This window comes from Archangium sp. Cb G35 (assembly GCF_001896145.1).
GTDB classification, from domain to species: domain Bacteria; phylum Myxococcota; class Myxococcia; order Myxococcales; family Myxococcaceae; genus Archangium; species Archangium violaceum.
Genome location: NZ_MPOI01000015.1, coordinates 153649 through 169357 on the forward strand (window position 1 = coordinate 153649; position 15709 = coordinate 169357).

General features: G+C 70.1%; 16 protein-coding genes. 11 read left to right on the forward strand and 5 right to left on the reverse strand.

Annotation, left to right across the window (positions count from 1 at the left end):
* The first annotated feature begins 95 nt into the window (after positions 1-95).
* From BO221_RS39465 to BO221_RS39485, 5 genes are all read left to right on the forward strand, one after another.
* On the forward strand, positions 96-329 hold the full coding sequence (locus BO221_RS39465) for a hypothetical protein (protein WP_073566084.1): 234 nt from the start codon (positions 96-98) through the stop codon (positions 327-329).
* Positions 330-333: 4 nt separating this feature from the next.
* Positions 334-1587, forward strand: coding sequence for a Rieske 2Fe-2S domain-containing protein (locus BO221_RS39470; RefSeq protein ID WP_073566085.1), 1254 nt, complete (start codon positions 334-336; stop codon positions 1585-1587).
* 5 nt (positions 1588-1592) lie between these two features.
* Positions 1593-2063, forward strand: coding sequence for an aromatic-ring-hydroxylating dioxygenase subunit beta (locus BO221_RS39475; protein WP_052517520.1), 471 nt, complete (start codon positions 1593-1595; stop codon positions 2061-2063).
* A 16-nt stretch (positions 2064-2079) separates the two neighbouring features.
* Complete coding sequence (gene ilvC / locus BO221_RS39480) at positions 2080-3075, forward strand: ketol-acid reductoisomerase (RefSeq protein WP_073566086.1); 996 nt, start codon at positions 2080-2082, stop codon at positions 3073-3075.
* Between the two features lie 167 nt (positions 3076-3242).
* The gene (locus BO221_RS39485; RefSeq protein WP_073566087.1) at positions 3243-3647 is read left to right on the forward strand and encodes a hypothetical protein; all 405 of its coding nucleotides are present in this window, start codon (positions 3243-3245) and stop codon (positions 3645-3647) included.
* Positions 3648-3650: 3 nt separating this feature from the next.
* On the opposite strand, the gene BO221_RS39490 is transcribed toward BO221_RS39485, so the two are convergent.
* Positions 3651-4580, reverse strand: coding sequence for a helix-turn-helix domain-containing GNAT family N-acetyltransferase (locus BO221_RS39490; protein ID WP_073566088.1), 930 nt, complete (start codon positions 4578-4580; stop codon positions 3651-3653).
* 220 nt (positions 4581-4800) lie between these two features.
* Between BO221_RS39490 and BO221_RS54320 the strand changes: the two genes are divergently transcribed.
* Genes BO221_RS54320 through BO221_RS39510 form a run of 4 tightly spaced genes read left to right on the forward strand, consistent with a single transcriptional unit; the run spans position 4801 to position 8519 of the window.
* A complete protein-coding gene (locus tag BO221_RS54320; RefSeq protein WP_073566089.1) occupies positions 4801-5265 on the forward strand; it encodes a hypothetical protein in 465 nt (154 codons plus the stop codon).
* A gap of 13 nt (positions 5266-5278) precedes the next feature.
* The gene (locus BO221_RS39500) at positions 5279-5911 is read left to right on the forward strand and encodes a hypothetical protein (protein WP_052517506.1); all 633 of its coding nucleotides are present in this window, start codon (positions 5279-5281) and stop codon (positions 5909-5911) included.
* Complete coding sequence (locus BO221_RS39505) at positions 5908-7251, forward strand: hypothetical protein (RefSeq protein ID WP_073566090.1); 1344 nt, start codon at positions 5908-5910, stop codon at positions 7249-7251. Before BO221_RS39500 ends, BO221_RS39505 begins: the two co-directional genes overlap by 4 nt.
* The gene (locus BO221_RS39510; RefSeq protein WP_073566091.1) at positions 7251-8519 is read left to right on the forward strand and encodes a nitrogen regulation protein NR(II); all 1269 of its coding nucleotides are present in this window, start codon (positions 7251-7253) and stop codon (positions 8517-8519) included. The genes BO221_RS39505 and BO221_RS39510 overlap by 1 nt, the downstream gene beginning before the upstream one ends.
* 129 nt (positions 8520-8648) lie before the next feature.
* Here the strand turns inward: BO221_RS39510 and BO221_RS39515 are convergent, their stop codons facing one another.
* On the reverse strand, positions 8649-9041 hold the full coding sequence (locus BO221_RS39515; protein ID WP_073566092.1) for a DUF779 domain-containing protein: 393 nt from the start codon (positions 9039-9041) through the stop codon (positions 8649-8651).
* Positions 9042-9062: 21 nt separating this feature from the next.
* The gene (gene adh / locus BO221_RS39520; RefSeq protein ID WP_073566093.1) at positions 9063-10589 is read right to left on the reverse strand and encodes an aldehyde dehydrogenase; all 1527 of its coding nucleotides are present in this window, start codon (positions 10587-10589) and stop codon (positions 9063-9065) included.
* A gap of 220 nt (positions 10590-10809) precedes the next feature.
* Here adh and BO221_RS39525 point away from each other — a divergent pair, with 220 nt between their 5' ends.
* Complete coding sequence (locus BO221_RS39525; protein ID WP_073566094.1) at positions 10810-12165, forward strand: sigma-54 dependent transcriptional regulator; 1356 nt, start codon at positions 10810-10812, stop codon at positions 12163-12165.
* 175 nt (positions 12166-12340) lie between these two features.
* On the opposite strand, the gene BO221_RS39530 is transcribed toward BO221_RS39525, so the two are convergent.
* Positions 12341-13447 carry a kelch repeat-containing protein gene (locus BO221_RS39530; RefSeq protein ID WP_073566095.1) on the reverse strand — a complete coding sequence of 369 codons (1107 nt, stop codon included), beginning with the start codon at positions 13445-13447 and terminating at the stop codon, positions 12341-12343.
* A 124-nt stretch (positions 13448-13571) separates the two neighbouring features.
* Between BO221_RS39530 and BO221_RS39535 the strand changes: the two genes are divergently transcribed.
* The gene (locus BO221_RS39535; protein WP_073566096.1) at positions 13572-14114 is read left to right on the forward strand and encodes a hypothetical protein; all 543 of its coding nucleotides are present in this window, start codon (positions 13572-13574) and stop codon (positions 14112-14114) included.
* An 85-nt stretch (positions 14115-14199) separates the two neighbouring features.
* On the opposite strand, the gene BO221_RS39540 is transcribed toward BO221_RS39535, so the two are convergent.
* On the reverse strand, positions 14200-15651 hold the full coding sequence (locus BO221_RS39540) for a heme peroxidase family protein (RefSeq protein ID WP_233166463.1): 1452 nt from the start codon (positions 15649-15651) through the stop codon (positions 14200-14202).
* Between the last annotated feature and the right edge of the window lie 58 nt (positions 15652-15709).

The following is a 15709-nucleotide window of genomic DNA, read 5'->3' on the forward strand; positions in this document are numbered from 1 at the left end:
GGTCCCTTGTCGGGTGGCGGGACGCTTCGGACCTTTGCCTCATCACCGGGCCTCGCGCGGTGGCGCGCGAGGCTCCTCTGCGATGGGAGCGAGCGATGGCGCAGAACCAGGGCCGGCCAGACAAGAGCAGCCAGAATCCACGGGCGGACGAGGACGCGGAGAACCTGCGGAAGCAAGCCCGGCACGAAGAGGAGGGTAAGCCGCGTCGTGACGTGGCGGACGCGGAGGTGGGCGCCGACGGCATCCAGAAGAAGGGCGTGGGCGGCTACGGCGCGGACGATTCGAGCGTGAGCAAGCGTGAGTCGCCGCCGCTGAAGGACAACGACTGAGCGCATGCCGACCCCATCCGCGGAGTCCTTCTGGCCCTGGCCCGAGGGAGACACGGCGCATGTGCCGTACCGTGTCTTCACGGATCCGGAGCTCTTCCAGCGCGAGCAGGAGCGCATCTTCCAGGGGCCCACGTGGAGCTACGTGGGGCTGGAGGCCGAGGTGCCGGAGGAGGGCTGCTTCCGCACCACGCACATCGGAGACGTGCCAGTCATCCTCTCGCGCTCGAAGGACGGGCAGGTGCATGTGCTCATCAACCGCTGCTCGCACCGGGGCGCGCTGGTGTTGCACGAGGCCTGTGGCCAGCACAAACGCTTCAACTGTGTCTACCACCAGTGGGGCTACGACCCGGACGGGACGCTGCGCGCGGTGCCCTTCAAGAATGGGGTGGAGGGCCAGGGGGGCTACTGCGGCGTGGACATGGACATGAAGGCGTTGAGCCTGCGGCGCCTGCGGGTGGAGGTGCTCAACGGGCTCGTCTTCGCGAGCTTCCGCGAGGACACGCCGCCGCTGCGCGAGTACCTCGGAGGTGTCTGGCCGCAGCTCACGCGGGTGTTCGATGGGAGGAAGCTGCAGGTGCTCGGCTACCTGCGCCAGCGGGTGCGGGCCAACTGGAAGCTCTATTTCGAGAACGTGAAGGACCCGTACCACGCGGGCCTGTTGCACCTCTTCGTGGCCACGTTCGGGCTGTTCCGCTCGACGCAGCGGGGTGAGACGCTGGCGGAGCCGAGCGGCTGCGGACACCTCGTCTCCTACAAGGGCGGAGCGGAGGAGCACCGCGAGGAGTACGAGCAGCAGGGAATCACGACGTACCAGAAGGGCTACCGGCTGCGCGCGCCCGAGTTGATGCGGAAGCTGCCGGACTTCAGGGACGACATCGCGGTCTCCATCCAGACGATCTTCCCGAGCCTGGTCATCCACCGCATCTCCAACAGCATCGCCACGCGGCACGTGCTGCCGAGGGACGTGAACGACTTCGATCTCATCTGGACGCTGCTGGGGTACGCGGATGACACGGTGGAGCTGCGCAACCAGCGCATCCTCCAGGCGAACCTGGTGGGGCCCTCGGGGTACATCTCGCTGGAGGACGTGGAGGCGCTGGAAATCGTGCAGCGGGGCATCCAGGGCGAGCGGGGGGACGCGGCGTTCGTGGCGCTCGGGGGGACGCAGGTGCAGTACGGCGAGCCGGAGCGGGACCTGGCCAACGAGACGGCCATCCGCGGCTTCTGGAAGACGTGGCGCACGTTGATGGGAGTGTGACGAGCATGGGGGACCCGACCATCCGCTGCACCGTGGAGGACCTGCTCTACCGCTACGCCGAGGCGCTGGACGATGGCGAGCTGGAGCGCTGGCCGGCGATGTTCCTCGAGAGCGGGCAGTACCGGCTGATACCGCGGGAGAATCACCAGCGGGGGTTGCCGGTGAGCCTCATCCTGTGCACGAGCCGGGCGATGATGGAGGACCGGGTGGTGGCCATCCGCAAGGCCTGTGTCTACACACCGCACGTCTGCCGGCACCTGCACACGAACGTGCGGGTGGGCGAGGTGGAAGCGGGACACGTGGAGACGCGGGCGAACTACGCGGTGTACCGGACGACGGAGGACGGCGAGACGGTGCTGCTGAGCGTGGGGCACGTGGAGGCGCGGGTGGCGCTCGGGCCGGAGCCTCGTTTCGAGCGGATGGACGTGGTGTACGAGACGTTCCGGATACCGGGGCTGCTCGTGTATCCGATTTGAGCGAGGGGGGAGCCCGATGGCACGGGTGTTCTACGACGCGGACGCGGACCTGGGGCGGCTGAGCGGGTTGACGGTGTCCGTGTATGACTATGGGAGCGTGGGGCGGGCGCAGGCGTTGAACCTGAGGGACTCGGGAGTGCGCGTGGTGGTGAGCGAGCGCCCGGGAACCCCGGCGGCGGCGCGTGCGGTGGCGGAGGGCTTCGAGTTGGTGGACGCGGTGGAGGCGGCGAAGCGCGGAGACGTGCTGGCGCTGCTGGTGGCGGACCTGGCGCAGGCGGAGCTGTTCCACCGGGCGGTGGAGCCGAACCTCACGCCGGGGAAGATGCTGCTCTACTACCACGGCTTCGCCATCCACTACGGGCTGGTGCGGCCGCCGGCGGGGGTGGACGTGGTGATGATCGCACCGAACGGCCCGGGGGACCTGGTGCGCAGGACGTACGTGGAAGGGCAGGGGGTGCCGTGCCTGGTGGCGGTGAAGCAGGACGCGACGGGGCAGGCGCTGGAGCGGGCGTTGGCGTACGCGAAGGCGATGGGAGCGACGCGGGCGGGGGTCCTCGAGACGAGCTTCCGGGAGGAGACGGAGACGGACCTCTTCGGGGAGCAGGCGGTGCTGTGCGGAGGCATCACGGAGCTGGTGCACGCGAGCTACGAGACGCTGGTGGAGGCGGGCTACTCGGCGGAGGTGGCGTACTTGCAGGTGCTGCACGAGCTGAAGCTGGTGGTGGACCTGATGTACGAGCACGGCATCACGGGGATGCGAGAGCGCATCAGCGACACGGCGGTGTACGGGGACCTGACGCGGGGCCCGCGGGTGGTGGACGATTCGGTGCGAGCGAGGCTGAAGGACATCCTGGAGGAGATCCAGGACGGACGTTTCGCGAAGGAGTGGATTGCCGAGAACGAAGCGGGCCGGCCGAACCACCGGAGGCTGCTCGAGGAAGGGAGACGTCACCCCATCGAGGAAGTAGGCCGCCGCTTGCGAGCAATGATGCCGTGGTTCCACGAACCCTGAGCCGCCCACACCCACCAGGCCCAATATCCCCTCGCCCTCCGGGAGAGGGACGGGGTGAGGGTATCGAGGCTCCCGGGTTCCCACCCATGCGAGGGTTGCGAAGACTCAAAGGCCCCTTAGCTTGAGGAGCCTTCCCGTCGGAGGGCCTCCCGAGAGGAACAGTGCCCATGGCTGGAATCCGCGAGGACTACATCGAGCGAATGATCGAGCGGCTGGTGGCGGCGCTGGCGGCGATCCTCAAGGCGGGCAAGAGCCAGAAGACGGAGGAGGCGCTGGACCTGGTGCACCAGACGAGCCTGTCGCTCTTCGGGATGGAGTACCGGATGCTCATCACCATCGACGCGGGTTCGGTTGCGGGGCTGCTGGATCATCCGGAGAAACTCAAGGCGCTGGCGAAGCTGGTGAGCGCGGAGGCGGAGCTCCTCCAGCAGCGCGGAGACACGGAGGCAGTGGCCCACCGGCTGGGACACGCGCTCGCGCTGCTCCAGGAGGCGCAGCGCAGGAGGAAGAACCCCGAACCGGAGACGGAGGAGTTCCTGCGCGACGTGCGAGACCGGCTCGCCCGGGCCTGAGCCTCAGAGCGACAGCTCCCACGTCTCGCTCACCTGCCCCTCGCCGAAGAGTGGATCCGGCTCCGAGTGGACGAGCTGGAATCCCGCCGTCGCGTAGATGTGCCGGGCGGCGAGGAGCACGCTGTTCGTCCACAGCGTCACCTTGCGATAGCCAGCCTGCCGGGCGAAGCGCACGCATTCGTCCACCAGCCGCGAGCCGATGCCCAGACCCCGCGCGGACGGCTCCACCAGGAGAAGACGGAGTTTGGCGACCGTCTTCGACTTCTGCACCAGGAACACGGAGCCGGCGATCTCCCCGTCCTTCTCGGCCACCCAGCAGCGCTCGCGCTTCGGGTCGAGCTTCTGGATGAACTCGGCGACGATGCTGGCCACGAGGGCCTCGAAGCGCTCGTCCCAGCCGTACTCCCGGGAGTACAGCACTCCGTGGCGGTGGACGATCCACCCCATGTCGCCTGGTTGATGCGGACGGATCAGGTAGGGCGCCTTCGGTGTGGCCTTGTCACCGAGCAATCCCTCGATGGTGTGCATTGCCTCCACCAGTTGCCGCTGCGCGGCGGGAGGCAGTCCGGAGATCATCCGGGTGACCTCGGCGCTCGAGCGTGCGTCGAGCGGGGCGAGGGCTTCCCGGCCCTGGCGCGTGAGCTGGAGGAGGCTCCGCCGGCCATCGGAGGTGGAGGGCTTCTTGTGGACGAGGCCCTTCTTCTCGAAGCGGCTGAGGATGCGGCTCAGGTAGCCGGCATCGAGGCCCAGCTCCTGGCCGAGCTCCGTGGCCGTGGGCTCCTCACGGTGGGCGAGCTCGTAGAGCACGCGCACCTCCGTCAGGGAGAAGGGGCTCTCCAACAGCCCTTCCCTCAGGACGCCAATCTTCTGGGTGTAGAAGCGGTTGAAGTGCCTCACGGCTTCCACGCGCTGGGCAACGCCCTTGTCGGACATGGTGACAGCGTCAAGGAGATGGTTGACTCTGTCAAGCATCCCCCACCCCGGCCCCAGCGGGAGAGGGAGGGAGCGGGGGTGTACCGGTTGGTACAGCGGGGTGTCCCGGATGGTGCACGCTCTGGTAGCGGACAGGCTGCCTCCAGGGGGACCAGCGTCCGGCACGGAGAATGCTACGCTTCCAGGTGCGCCTTTCCCGGGGCGCGTCGCGGAGGCATGCATGCGCGGGCTCCTCATCCTCGCCATCTCGTTGTGGGCCGCGGGCGCCATCGCCGAGGAACCGTCGCGCCGTCAGGAGCCCCGGGCCGCCATGCTCGAGGCGCTCGAGGCGCAGGCCACGCTGCCGGCGCAGCTCCCCCGTCTGCCCGACGAGTCCTCTCCGGTGGCCGAGCCGGCCCGGGACACCGCGGCCCAGGGTGCTCGCCAGGACGCGGCGGCCCGTACCCGCGGTGAGGCCGCCGGCAAGGCTCGCGGCGAGGCCTCACGGCAGGCCGCACGGACTCCTCCGGGGCAGAGCCTCAAGGCCGCTCGCGCCGCCGCACTGGGCGCCGCGGGCGGAGGCACGGAGGCGCAGGATGCCGCGGGGCGTACCCGCTCCGAGCACGTGCGCAAGAACAAGGACCCCAAGCCCGACAGCCCGGGGAACGGCCGGCCGAAGGAGCCGGGAGCCCTCCGCGGCCCGTGATAGAGAACCTCGTGTGAAGCGTCTCGCGCTTTGCCTCGCCCTGCTCGGGCTCACGGCGGCCACTCCTCCGGATGCGACGCCCCACCTGCTCCAGGGGGCCCGCCACTTCCGCGAGGGCCGCTTCGCCAATGCCCTGGTGGAATTCAAGGTGGCCCAGCGGCTGGGCACCGACGGCGAGGCGGACTGGTACATCGCCGCGTCGCTGGTGAAGCTCGGCCGTGCCGAGGAGGCGCTGGAGGCCTTCTCCACCGCGCGCAAGCAGGCGCCGGACGCGCGTGACGCGCTGCTCGACTACTACCACGCGCTCGCCTGCTACGAGGCGCGGCTCTACCTGTGCGCGGACACGCTGCTGGACGCGGTGGGGGATGCCTCCGGGCCGCGCATCGGCGAGCAGGTGCGCAAGCTGCGCGCGGACATCGCCGTCCTCTTCCGCTCGGCGCCCACGCCAGGCTCCATCGACTGGTACCACGCACGGGCCGCGCAGGTGCGTGCCACCGGGCGCCCGGTGCTCGCCGCGCACTACCTGGAGGAGGCGGTGGGGCTGGCCGGCAAGCGCGAGGACCGGTACCGGCTCGCCGAGGCCCGTGCGGCGTTGGGGAAACTGTCCGAGCGGCCCGCGCCCCTGGTGGGAGGAGCCAGTCCGTGAACCCGGGCCTGCTGGTGGCCGCGCTGCTCGCCGAGCCCGGCCTCTGCGGGCCGGTGACGCCGCTGGCCTCGCCGGACCCGGCCGCCGCCGCGCCCTACGTGGAGGTGGCCGAGGCCGAGCAGGCCGCGGGAGACACGGAGACGGCGCTCATCGCCTGGCGCGAGGTACTGCGCAGGGACCCGCGCAATGCCCGGGCGCGGGCGGCCCTGAAGAAGCTGTGCCGGGATGACTCGGTCGCGGAGGCGGAAGCGGAGGCCGCGGCGGCGTCGTTGCTCTCCGGCCTCTCCCTCCTCGAGCGCGGGGAGGACGCGGCGGCGGCGGCGGCCTTCCACGAGGCGCTGGCGGAGCCGGAGTTGCAGGACACGGCCTCCTTCTTCCTCGGGGTGCTGGCGCTGCGCGAGGGCCGCGCGGACGATGCGGGCACCTTCTTCGACGCGGCGGTGGCCTCCCCGGACGAGGGGCTCGCGAGGCGCGCGGGAGAGCTGCGCCTGCGGGCCGCGCGCGAGGGGCGGGTGTCTCTCACGGCGCGGTTGGGGGGCGAGTACGACTCCAACGTGGACCTCGCGCCGGATGGCACGCGACGGCAGGGCGGGAGCGCGGATGGCGTGAGCACGGTGCTCGCCGAGCTGAGCGTGCGTCCCTGGGGCCAGCGGGGGCCGTACGCGCGCGTCTCCGGGAACTACCGGGGCCACCTGAGCTTCTCCAGCTTCGACCTGGCCGGTGCCGGGGGCACGCTGGGCTGGGCGCACGTGGGCCCGGCACTGCAGGGGACCGTGGAGTATGGCCTGGACTACCTGGCGCTCGGAGGGGCGCCGTACCTGCTCGCGCACCGGCTGCGGGGGGCCGCGCGCGTGCCGGTGGGCCCGGTGGTGATGGAGGGCTCGGCGGCCGTGCGCCGCGAGGACTTCCTCGTCACCGCCTTCGATGGCTACTCCGGATGGCGCGGCACCACGCGGCTGGACGCGGAGTGGAGCCCCACCGAGAGCCTCACCCTGTCCGCGGGCTGGTCTGGCGGCGTGCTGAGGGCGTATGACCTGGCGCTCGGCTTTTTCGAGCACGGCCCGCGTACCGGACTGAGCCTGGACCTGCGCCCCGGGCTGCGCGTGCTGGGCGAGGTGGGCTACTCCCTGCGCGGCTACCAGAACTTCGACAACCCGCTGGGGGCCCGCCGTGAGGACGGCTACCTCGACGCGAGCGCGGTGCTGGAGTGGGACGTGGCGATGCACTGGAGCATGCAGGCCTCGGTGGGCTGGCGCGGCGCTTCCTCGAACGTCCCCGAGCTCGCGTATGGCCGCTTCACCGGTGGGCTGGCGCTGGTGTGGTCCCGGGGGGTGTTCTGATGGTGCGGCTCGCCTCGCGTGCACTGGGCCCGTTGGGGCTCGCGACGCTCGGACTGGTGGGCGCGCTGGCGGCGACCCTGGCCCTCTACCGCGCGGGGAGCGCGGCGCTGGAGCAGTCATTGGATGCGCGGCTGCGAGGCGCGGGTGGGTCCGCGGCGCTGCTGCTGACGGATGCACCGGCCTCGGCCGGGCGGCTGGAAGCGCTGATGAAGGCCAACGCGCTGGATGGGGTGTACGTGGTGGACCGGAAGCTGGCGGTGCCGGCGGACGCCACGGGGCCGGCGCGCAGGCGGGTGGACCTGCTGCGCACGGACCCGGCGGGAGTGGAGGCGGCGCTCGCGGGAGAGACGCGGGTGGGGCCTGGCTACGCGATGGGCGACCTCCAGGTGACGGTGGGCTACTTCCCGGTGCGCGGGAGCGGAGGGCAGGTGGAGTCGGTGCTGGTGTTGGAGGCGGGGCGGGCCTTCTCCAGTGCACGGGATTCCCTGCGGCGCGCGCTGTGGGGCGGGGTGGCGCTGTCGGCGGTGGGAGCGCTGGCGCTGGCGCTGGTGGCGGCACGGTGGCTGCGGGACGAGCGGGCGCGGCGCGAGGCGGCGGCGAAGGCGGCGCGAGGCGAGGCGCTGACGAAGATGGCGGCGATGGCGGCGCACGAAATCCGCAACCCGCTGGGCGTCATCCGCGGCACGGTGGAGCTGATGCGCGAGCGCAGCGGGGCGAAGCTGTCCGAGCGGGACAGGGAGTCGCTGGAGGACGTGCTGGGCGAGGTGGAGCGGCTGCGCCGGCTGACGGAGGACCTGCTGGACCTGAGCGCGGACCGGCCGTTGGCGGCACAGCGGGTGGCGCTGTCCGAGGTGCTGGAGGAGGCGGCGAGGGCGACGGAGGCGGCGTTCCCGGGAGTGAAGGTGCGCCGGAGCTTCGCGGAGCTGCCACCGGTGGAGGGGGACGCGGGGCGGCTGAGACAGGTGTTCGCCAACCTGCTGCAGAACGCGGCGCAGGCCCAGGGGGAGGGCGAGGTACGGCTGGCGGCGGAGCCGGATGGGAGCGCGGTGCGCGTGCGCGTGGAGGACGACGGACCGGGAGTGCCGCCGGAAGTCCGCCAGCGGCTCTTCGACCTGTTCGTCACGGGGAAGGCGAACGGAACGGGGCTGGGCCTGGCGCTGTGCCGCCGGCTGGTGGAGCGGCACGGAGGCACGGTGATGCTGGTGCCCGAGCAGCGTCAGGGCAGCACCTTCGAGGTGCGGCTGCCAGCGGCGTCCCAGGCTCGTTGAAGTCCGCCCGGTCGTGAGCCCGCCTCCCGGGCTCGCTTCGTACGAACTTGTCCAACTGTTGGACAAGTTCGTGAACAACGTGCCCGGCGGGGGCTTCGGGGCCAGGATCCACGCCCCGGCGCGAGCGCCTCAGCCGTGCTGGGGTCCGCGAGGAGCGGGGCCCTCCTTCTGGAGAGCGTGGTACTCCTCGTCGGTGAAGACGCGCGAGCGGATGAGGAAGCGCACGCCTTCGGGCGCCTCCACGGAGAAGCCGCTCCCGCGCCCCTTCACCACGTCCACCGTGAGGTGGGTGTGCTGCCAGTACTCGTACTGGGCGCCGCCGATGTAGAAGGGCGTGTCCACGATGGTGCCCAGGAAGACGTCCTCCTGGCCCACCTTGAACTCGCCCCTCGGGAAGCACATGGGCGCGCTGCCGTCACAGCACCCTCCGGACTGATGGAACAGCAGGGGGCCGTGAATCCCCTGCAGCTTGCGCAGCAGGGACTCGGCTTGGGGGGTGACGGTCACGCGCTCGATGCTCATCGGCGGCTCCTGTCCTCGGGCCTAGAAGAAGCCCATGGGCTTCGGGTCGTAGCTCACCAGCATGTTCTTCGTCTGCTGGTAGTGCGAGAGCATCATCTTGTGCGTCTCGCGGCCGATGCCCGACTGCTTGTAGCCGCCGAAGGCCGCGTGCGCCGGGTACAGGTGGTAGCAGTTGACCCACACGCGGCCCGCCTGGATGGCGCGGCCCATGCGGTAGGCGGTGTTCGTGTCACGCGACCACACGCCCGCGCCCAGGCCGTACAGCGTGTCATTGGCCACCGCGAGCGCGTCCTCCATGTCCTTGAACTTCGTCACCGACACCACCGGGCCGAAGATCTCCTCCTGGAAGATGCGCATCTTGTTGGTGCCCTCGAAGATGGTGGGCTCCACGTAGTAGCCCTCGGCGAGCGAGCCGGCCAGGTTGGCGCGGCCACCACCGGTGAGGACCTTCGCGCCCTCCTTCTTGCCGATGTCGATGTACGAGAGGATCTTCTCCAGCTGGTCGTTGGAGGCCTGCGCGCCGATCATGGTCGCGGTGTCGAGCGGGTTGCCCTGGACGATGCGCTTCGTGCGCTCCACGGCCTTCTGCATGAACTCCTCGTAGAAGCGCTCCTGGACGAGGGCGCGCGAGGGGCAGGTGCAGACCTCGCCCTGGTTGAGGGCGAACATGGCGAAGCCCTCGAGGGCCTTCTGGGCGAAGTCGTCGTTCTGCGAGAACACGTCCGCGAAGAAGATGTTGGGCGACTTGCCGCCCAGCTCCAGCGTCACGGGGATGAGGTTCTCCGAGGCGTACTGCATGATGAGGCGGCCCGTCGTCGTCTCACCGGTGAAGGCCACCTTGGCCACGCGTTTGTTGCTGGCCAGGGGCTTGCCGGCCTCGATGCCGAAGCCGTTGACGATGTTGAGCACGCCGGGAGGCAGCAGGTCGCCAATGAGCTCGGCGAACTTGAGGATGGTGACGGGGGTCTGCTCGGCGGGCTTGAGGACCACGCAGTTACCGGCGGCGAGCGCGGGCGCGAGCTTCCACGCGGCCATCAGCAGCGGGAAGTTCCAGGGAATGATTTGCGCCACGACGCCGAGCGGCTCGTGGAAGTGGTACGCGACGGTGTGCTCGTCGAGCTCGGCGAGGCTGCCCTCCTGGGAGCGCAGGCAGCCGGCGAAGTAGCGGAAGTGGTCGATGGCGAGCGGCAGGTCGGCGGCGAGCGTCTCGCGGACGGGCTTGCCGTTGTCCCACGTCTCGGAGACGGCGAGCATCTCCAGGTTGGCCTGCATCCGGTCGGCGATCTTGTTGAGGATGTCGGCGCGGGTGGTGGGGGAGGTGCGGCCCCAGGCGGCCTTGGCCTTGTGGGCGGCGTCGAGTGCCTTCTCGACGTCCTCGGCGGTGGAGCGGGGGACCTCACAGAAGGGCTTGCCGGTGACGGGGGTGATGTTCTCGAAGTACTGCCCCTTCACGGGCGGGACGAACTCCCCGCCAATGTAGTTTCCATAACGGGGGAGGTACTGGACCTTGCTGCCCTTCTGTCCCGGCGCTTCGTAGACGGTCGACATTCGAACCTCGGCGTGAGTCGTGGGTTGAACTGGCAACGGCAGGGGAGAGGGCACCGAGGATAGACAGGTGCCGCTCCGCGTCATCGCCGGAAAGGAACACGAGAACGTCCGAAAATGATCAACCGAGCGGGGCAGGGGGCACTCGGGCACCCGGTCACACCCCGGAGGTGGGGGTGATCAGCGCGCGAGGGTGAGGGTCCTCGGACGAGTGAGGTGAAGCATGGCGCAGGTGTTGGTGGTGGATGACGAGGTGAAGCTGGGGAAGCTGGTGGCGGAGGCGCTGGAGCTGGACGGGCACGAGGTGGCGCGGGTGGCGGGGGGCCGGGCGGCGTTGGTGGAGCTGGCGCGGCGGGGCTTCGACGTGGTGTTGACGGACCTGATGATGCCGGAGGTAGGGGGGCTGGAGGTGTTGAAGGCGGCGCAGGCGCTGCCCACGCCGCCAGCGGTGGTGATGATGACGGCGTACGGCACCGCGGAGAACGCGGTGGCGGCGATGAAGGGAGGGGCGGCGGACTACCTCACCAAGCCCTTCGCGATGGACGAGGTGCGGCTGCGGGTGAGGCGGCTGGCGGAGCAGCGCGCGGCGGAGACGCGGAGCGAGCGGCTGGTGCGGCGGCTGACGCCGGAGCTGGTGGCGGAGAGCCCGCGGATGAAGCAGGTGCTGGCGTCGGCGAAGCAGGTGGCGGCGAGCGACGCGAGTGTGGTGTTGCTGGGGGAGAGCGGGACGGGGAAGAGCCAGCTGGCAAGGCTCATCCACTACTCGAGCAAGCGCGCGGCGGGGCCGTTGGTGGAGGTGCACTGCGCGGCGTTGCCGGAGACGCTGCTGGAGGGGGAGCTGTTCGGGCACGAGAAGGGGGCGTTCACGGGGGCGACGGAGCGGAAGGTGGGGCACCTGGCGGCGGCGGACGGGGGAACGCTGTTCCTGGACGAGATTGGCGAGGTGACGCCGGCCACGCAGGTGAAGCTGCTGCGCTTCCTGCAGGAGCGGGAGTTCGTGCCGCTGGGGAGCACACAGGCGCGCAAGGTGGACGTGCGGGTGATTGCCGCGACGAACCGGGACCTGGCGGCGGCGGTGCGCGAGGGACGGTTCCGGGAAGACTTCTACTATCGGCTGAACGTCTTCAGCATCGAGGTGCCGCCGTTGCGCGAGCGCAAGGAGGACCTGGTGTCATTGGCGCACGCGGTGCTGGCGAGGAAGGGATTGCCGACGGAGAAGCTGTCGAAGGACGCGGAGGCGAGGCTGCTGGGGTACACGTGGCCGGGCAACGTGCGCGAGCTGGAGAACGCGATGGAACGTGCGCTCATCCTATCGGGGGAGGGAGACATCCAGGCGGAGCACCTGGGAGCGGGAGGCCCGTCGCTGTCACGAGGGGGCGGAAAGGGCGTGCGAGCGGCGGACGTGCTGGGGGAGGGCTTCAACCTGGACACCTTCGAGCGCGAGCTGTTGTACGCGGCGCTGGAGAGGGCGGGGGGCAACAAGACGGCGGCGGCGAAGCTGTTGGGCATCACGCGCCGGCGTCTCTATTCACGGTTGCAGAGCCTGGGAGAAAAGGTGACGGACCCGGAATCGGATTGAGTCCAATCAAACCCAATCACCCAAGAACCCAATCACCCCAAGAACCCAATCACCCCAAGAACCCAATCACCCCAAGAACCCAATCACCCCAAGAACCCAATATCCCCTCTCCCCTCGGGAGAGGGACGGGGTGAGGGTATCGAGGCCCCGGGTTGACCCTCTGACCGTGGTTCCGTCAAGACCCTGAGTGCCACACTTCGGAAGAGGTCTCCGGGTCCCCACTTTCCGTGGATCTGGACCCCCCGACCACGAGGAACACCCCAGGGCCCACCGGGGCGAGCAGATGACCGGCGCGGCCGCACGCCAGCGAAGGGCCCGGGGACCAGGTACCGCGAACCGGATCCCAGATCTCCACCGAGTCCGTGGCCTGGAATGTCTCCACGAGCCCACCGGAGACAGCGGCGCGGCCATCGGGGAGCGCGGTGAGCGCGAACGAGGAGCGAGCGATGGCGAGTTCCCCGGCCGGACTCCAGCTTTCGGTACGAGGGTCCCACACCTCCGCGCTAGCGAGGGACGTCCCCTGGTGCCACCCGCCGACGACGAGCACCCGCCCATCCGAGAGCGTCACGCCCTTGGCCTCATCACGGGGTTGGGTCAGGGGCCCGGCCATGCGCCAGGTGCGGCCGTGGGGCTCCCAGATCTCGGTGCCCTGATCCAGGGGAGGCGCGATGTGAACCCCCTCGATGATGGCGAAGCCGGAGCCATTGTCGCGGCCGCCGGCGATGATGACGCGCTCGCCGCTCACGCACACGGGCCCGGGGTGGAAGACGCGCACGGTCTGTCCTGCGGGCTCCCAGGCGTTCGCTCCGGGGCGGAGCAACTCCGCGCGGGTACCCCGCTCCAGGTCATCGTCGAAATCGGAGCCGAGCACCAGCACCGAGCCGTCCGGGAGGACCACGGCGCTGGGATTCGCGCGGCCCCACAGGAGCGGAGGCCCCTCGAGAAAACGCCGGGTGCCCGGCTCCCAGAAGAGGGTGCTCGTCACTTCCGGGCTCGAGGCATCGCGCCCGCCGATGAGCAGTGCGCGCCCATCAGGGAGTGCCACCGCGGCGTGCCCCGAGCTCGGGTGGGGAAGGGGAGGGAGTTCGATCCAGCCCTGCTTCGCGGAATCCCAGAGCACGGCGAGGGTGGACGTCCGGCGCACGGCGCCGATGCCATCGCGGTGCCACTCGCCGCCGCCCGCGAGGAGCACGCCACCGGGAACGGGCGTCAGGCTGAAGTCATCGAGCCATATGCCGGCATAGGGGACGCGCTGGAGGGAGGCGGAGGGGGAGGGAGCCATCTCCGCATCGTACCCGCGTCGGAGCGCGCATGACCGGTCGGATTCCAGGCGGCCGGGCGTGCTGCCCGGTGGAGGGCCGCGCGGGTGCCTACCGTTGGGATGCCATCTCTCCCAAGGAGCCAGAATGGACACCACGCACCACGAACCGAAGCATCCGCGAGAGCTGGTTCATGTCCCCGCCTCGGTGAGTGAGCGCAAGGGCCTGTTCGACAAGAGCGCGGCGGCCGGAATCCCCGCGATGCCACTGCTGGGCAAGCTGCCCCTGCGCCGGCGCATCCCCCAGAATCTGCACTCGGTGATGGACTACAAGGGAGCGGTGACGGTGGCCGGGGCCGGGCTGTTGTCCAACCCGGGGGCGTTCCGGACGGCGAGCCTGGTGCTGGGATGCTCGGGTCTGGGTGTGGCGCTGCTCACCGACTACCGGCTGAGCCTCTTGAAGCTCATCCCCATCGAGGTGCACGAGGCCATCGACTACGTGTGGAGCTTCGGCGTCATCGCCGCGCCCTTCCTCTTCGGAGGCGCACGCCGCGGGCGGTTGGCCACCTGGGTGCACGTCCTCGTGGGTGCGAGCACCATCGTCGCGTCCCTCTTCACCGACTACCGGGCGCAGCGGGGCGTGCAATGGGTCCAGGGCCAGCCGACGGACCTGGGCCCCGTGGGCGGCTGAAGTCCCGGACTGGCCAGCGCATGAAACACCCGGCCGGAGGTGCTCCCCCCCGGCCGGGTCACATCTCCCTCATGGACGGCTCATCTCACGGGCTCGTCAGGTTCTTCGGGTCGTTGATCGGCGACAGGTCGCCCACGAAGCGCAGCATGTCCGCCATGGTGAAGTGGCCGGGCTTGGTCGAGGGCAGCGTGGGCTTCCACTGCGGGTTGCTGGCGAGGAAGGAGCTGGAGTCGTGCTCGAGCAGGCCCACGAAGACCTCGGAGAGGATGCGGCTGCCCACGGGCCCGAGCCGCTTGCCGTCCCCGCGCTGCTCGGCCTCCTTGAGGATGTAGTACCAGAGCGGGGTCTCCAGGTGCAGGTTGTGCTTGGCGGCCACCTGCCCATCGGGCCCCTTGGCGATGTCCTCGGGGGAGAGGGGCTTGATGCGCATGCGGCGGGCCACGTTCTGTCCGGAGGGCAGGCCGAGGCTGCGCCCGCGCCGGAGGTTGGCGATGGGCAGGTTGACGCCGGGCAGGACGCCGCCGTCGGGAATCTCGGAGAGGGTGGGCGCGAGGAACGGGTCGAGCCGGCGGCTGAGGCCCGCGGTCACCCCGTCTCCAGCGAACTGGAAGAAGCGCCGCCAGTCGATGATCCAATCGCTGGGGATGGGCACGTTGGTGCCCGAGCGCCCGGAGAAGCGGAAGAGCAGCGCGAGCGAGGCCGTCGCGCGCCGGCGGGGCCCCGGCTTGAAGGTGAAGACCTCGTTGTAGTCGTAGCCCTCGCGCACCATGCTGTGGCCCAGGCGGTACGCGGCGGCGGAGAACTCCACGGGGATGAAGGCGTCGCGGTGCGGGCGGTAGAAGGCGCGGCCCTTCTCGAGCACCTCCTCGAGCACCTCCTTGTCCACCAACCGCTTCAGGAAGTCGTGCAGGACGATCCACTGGTAGTGCCAGATGACGAGCTGGCGGGCCTCCTCGAACAGACCGCGCCGGACGGCCGAGGGCGGCTTGACGGTGCCATCCTTGAGGCCCTCGACGATCTTGTTGTGGAAGCGCATGAACGCCAGATGCATCTGGGCGACGACGATGTTCTCGTCGTTGCGCGGGTCTCCGATGACGGCGAGTCCCTGGGGGCCGCGCGGGAGATCGAAGTCGAGCGACGGCTTGAGGGTGGGGTCTCCGCCGCCGGGGTTGGGGCTGGTCTTGCCGATGACGAAGAGGGCGTCGTTGGGAGCGAGCTGGTAGAGGAAGGGCTGGTCGGCTGGACCCCTGCCGTAGAGGGAGTCGAGGTCCAACGCGGGGGTGCGGAAGTTGTGGAGGGCCAGGGGATCGACGAGCACCTCCTGGATGGGGGTGGTGTCGAAGGTGATGTCGTGGTCGATGTACTGGCCGAGGTAGGTGTAGCCAGCGGGGACGTCCTCGTTGTCCCCCTTGGGGTCGGCGGGGGAGGCGTCCTTCATCGCGCGGCCGAGCTCATCCAGGGCCTCGGGCGGCGGCGTCAGGGGTTGGAGCGAGGGGAAGAGCCTTCCGAACTTGCCCGTCGGGACATACTGGCCCAACGGGGTCCCTTCCCCATTGCGTAGCAAGAATCCATGAATGGCTGGCATTGTGCTTCCC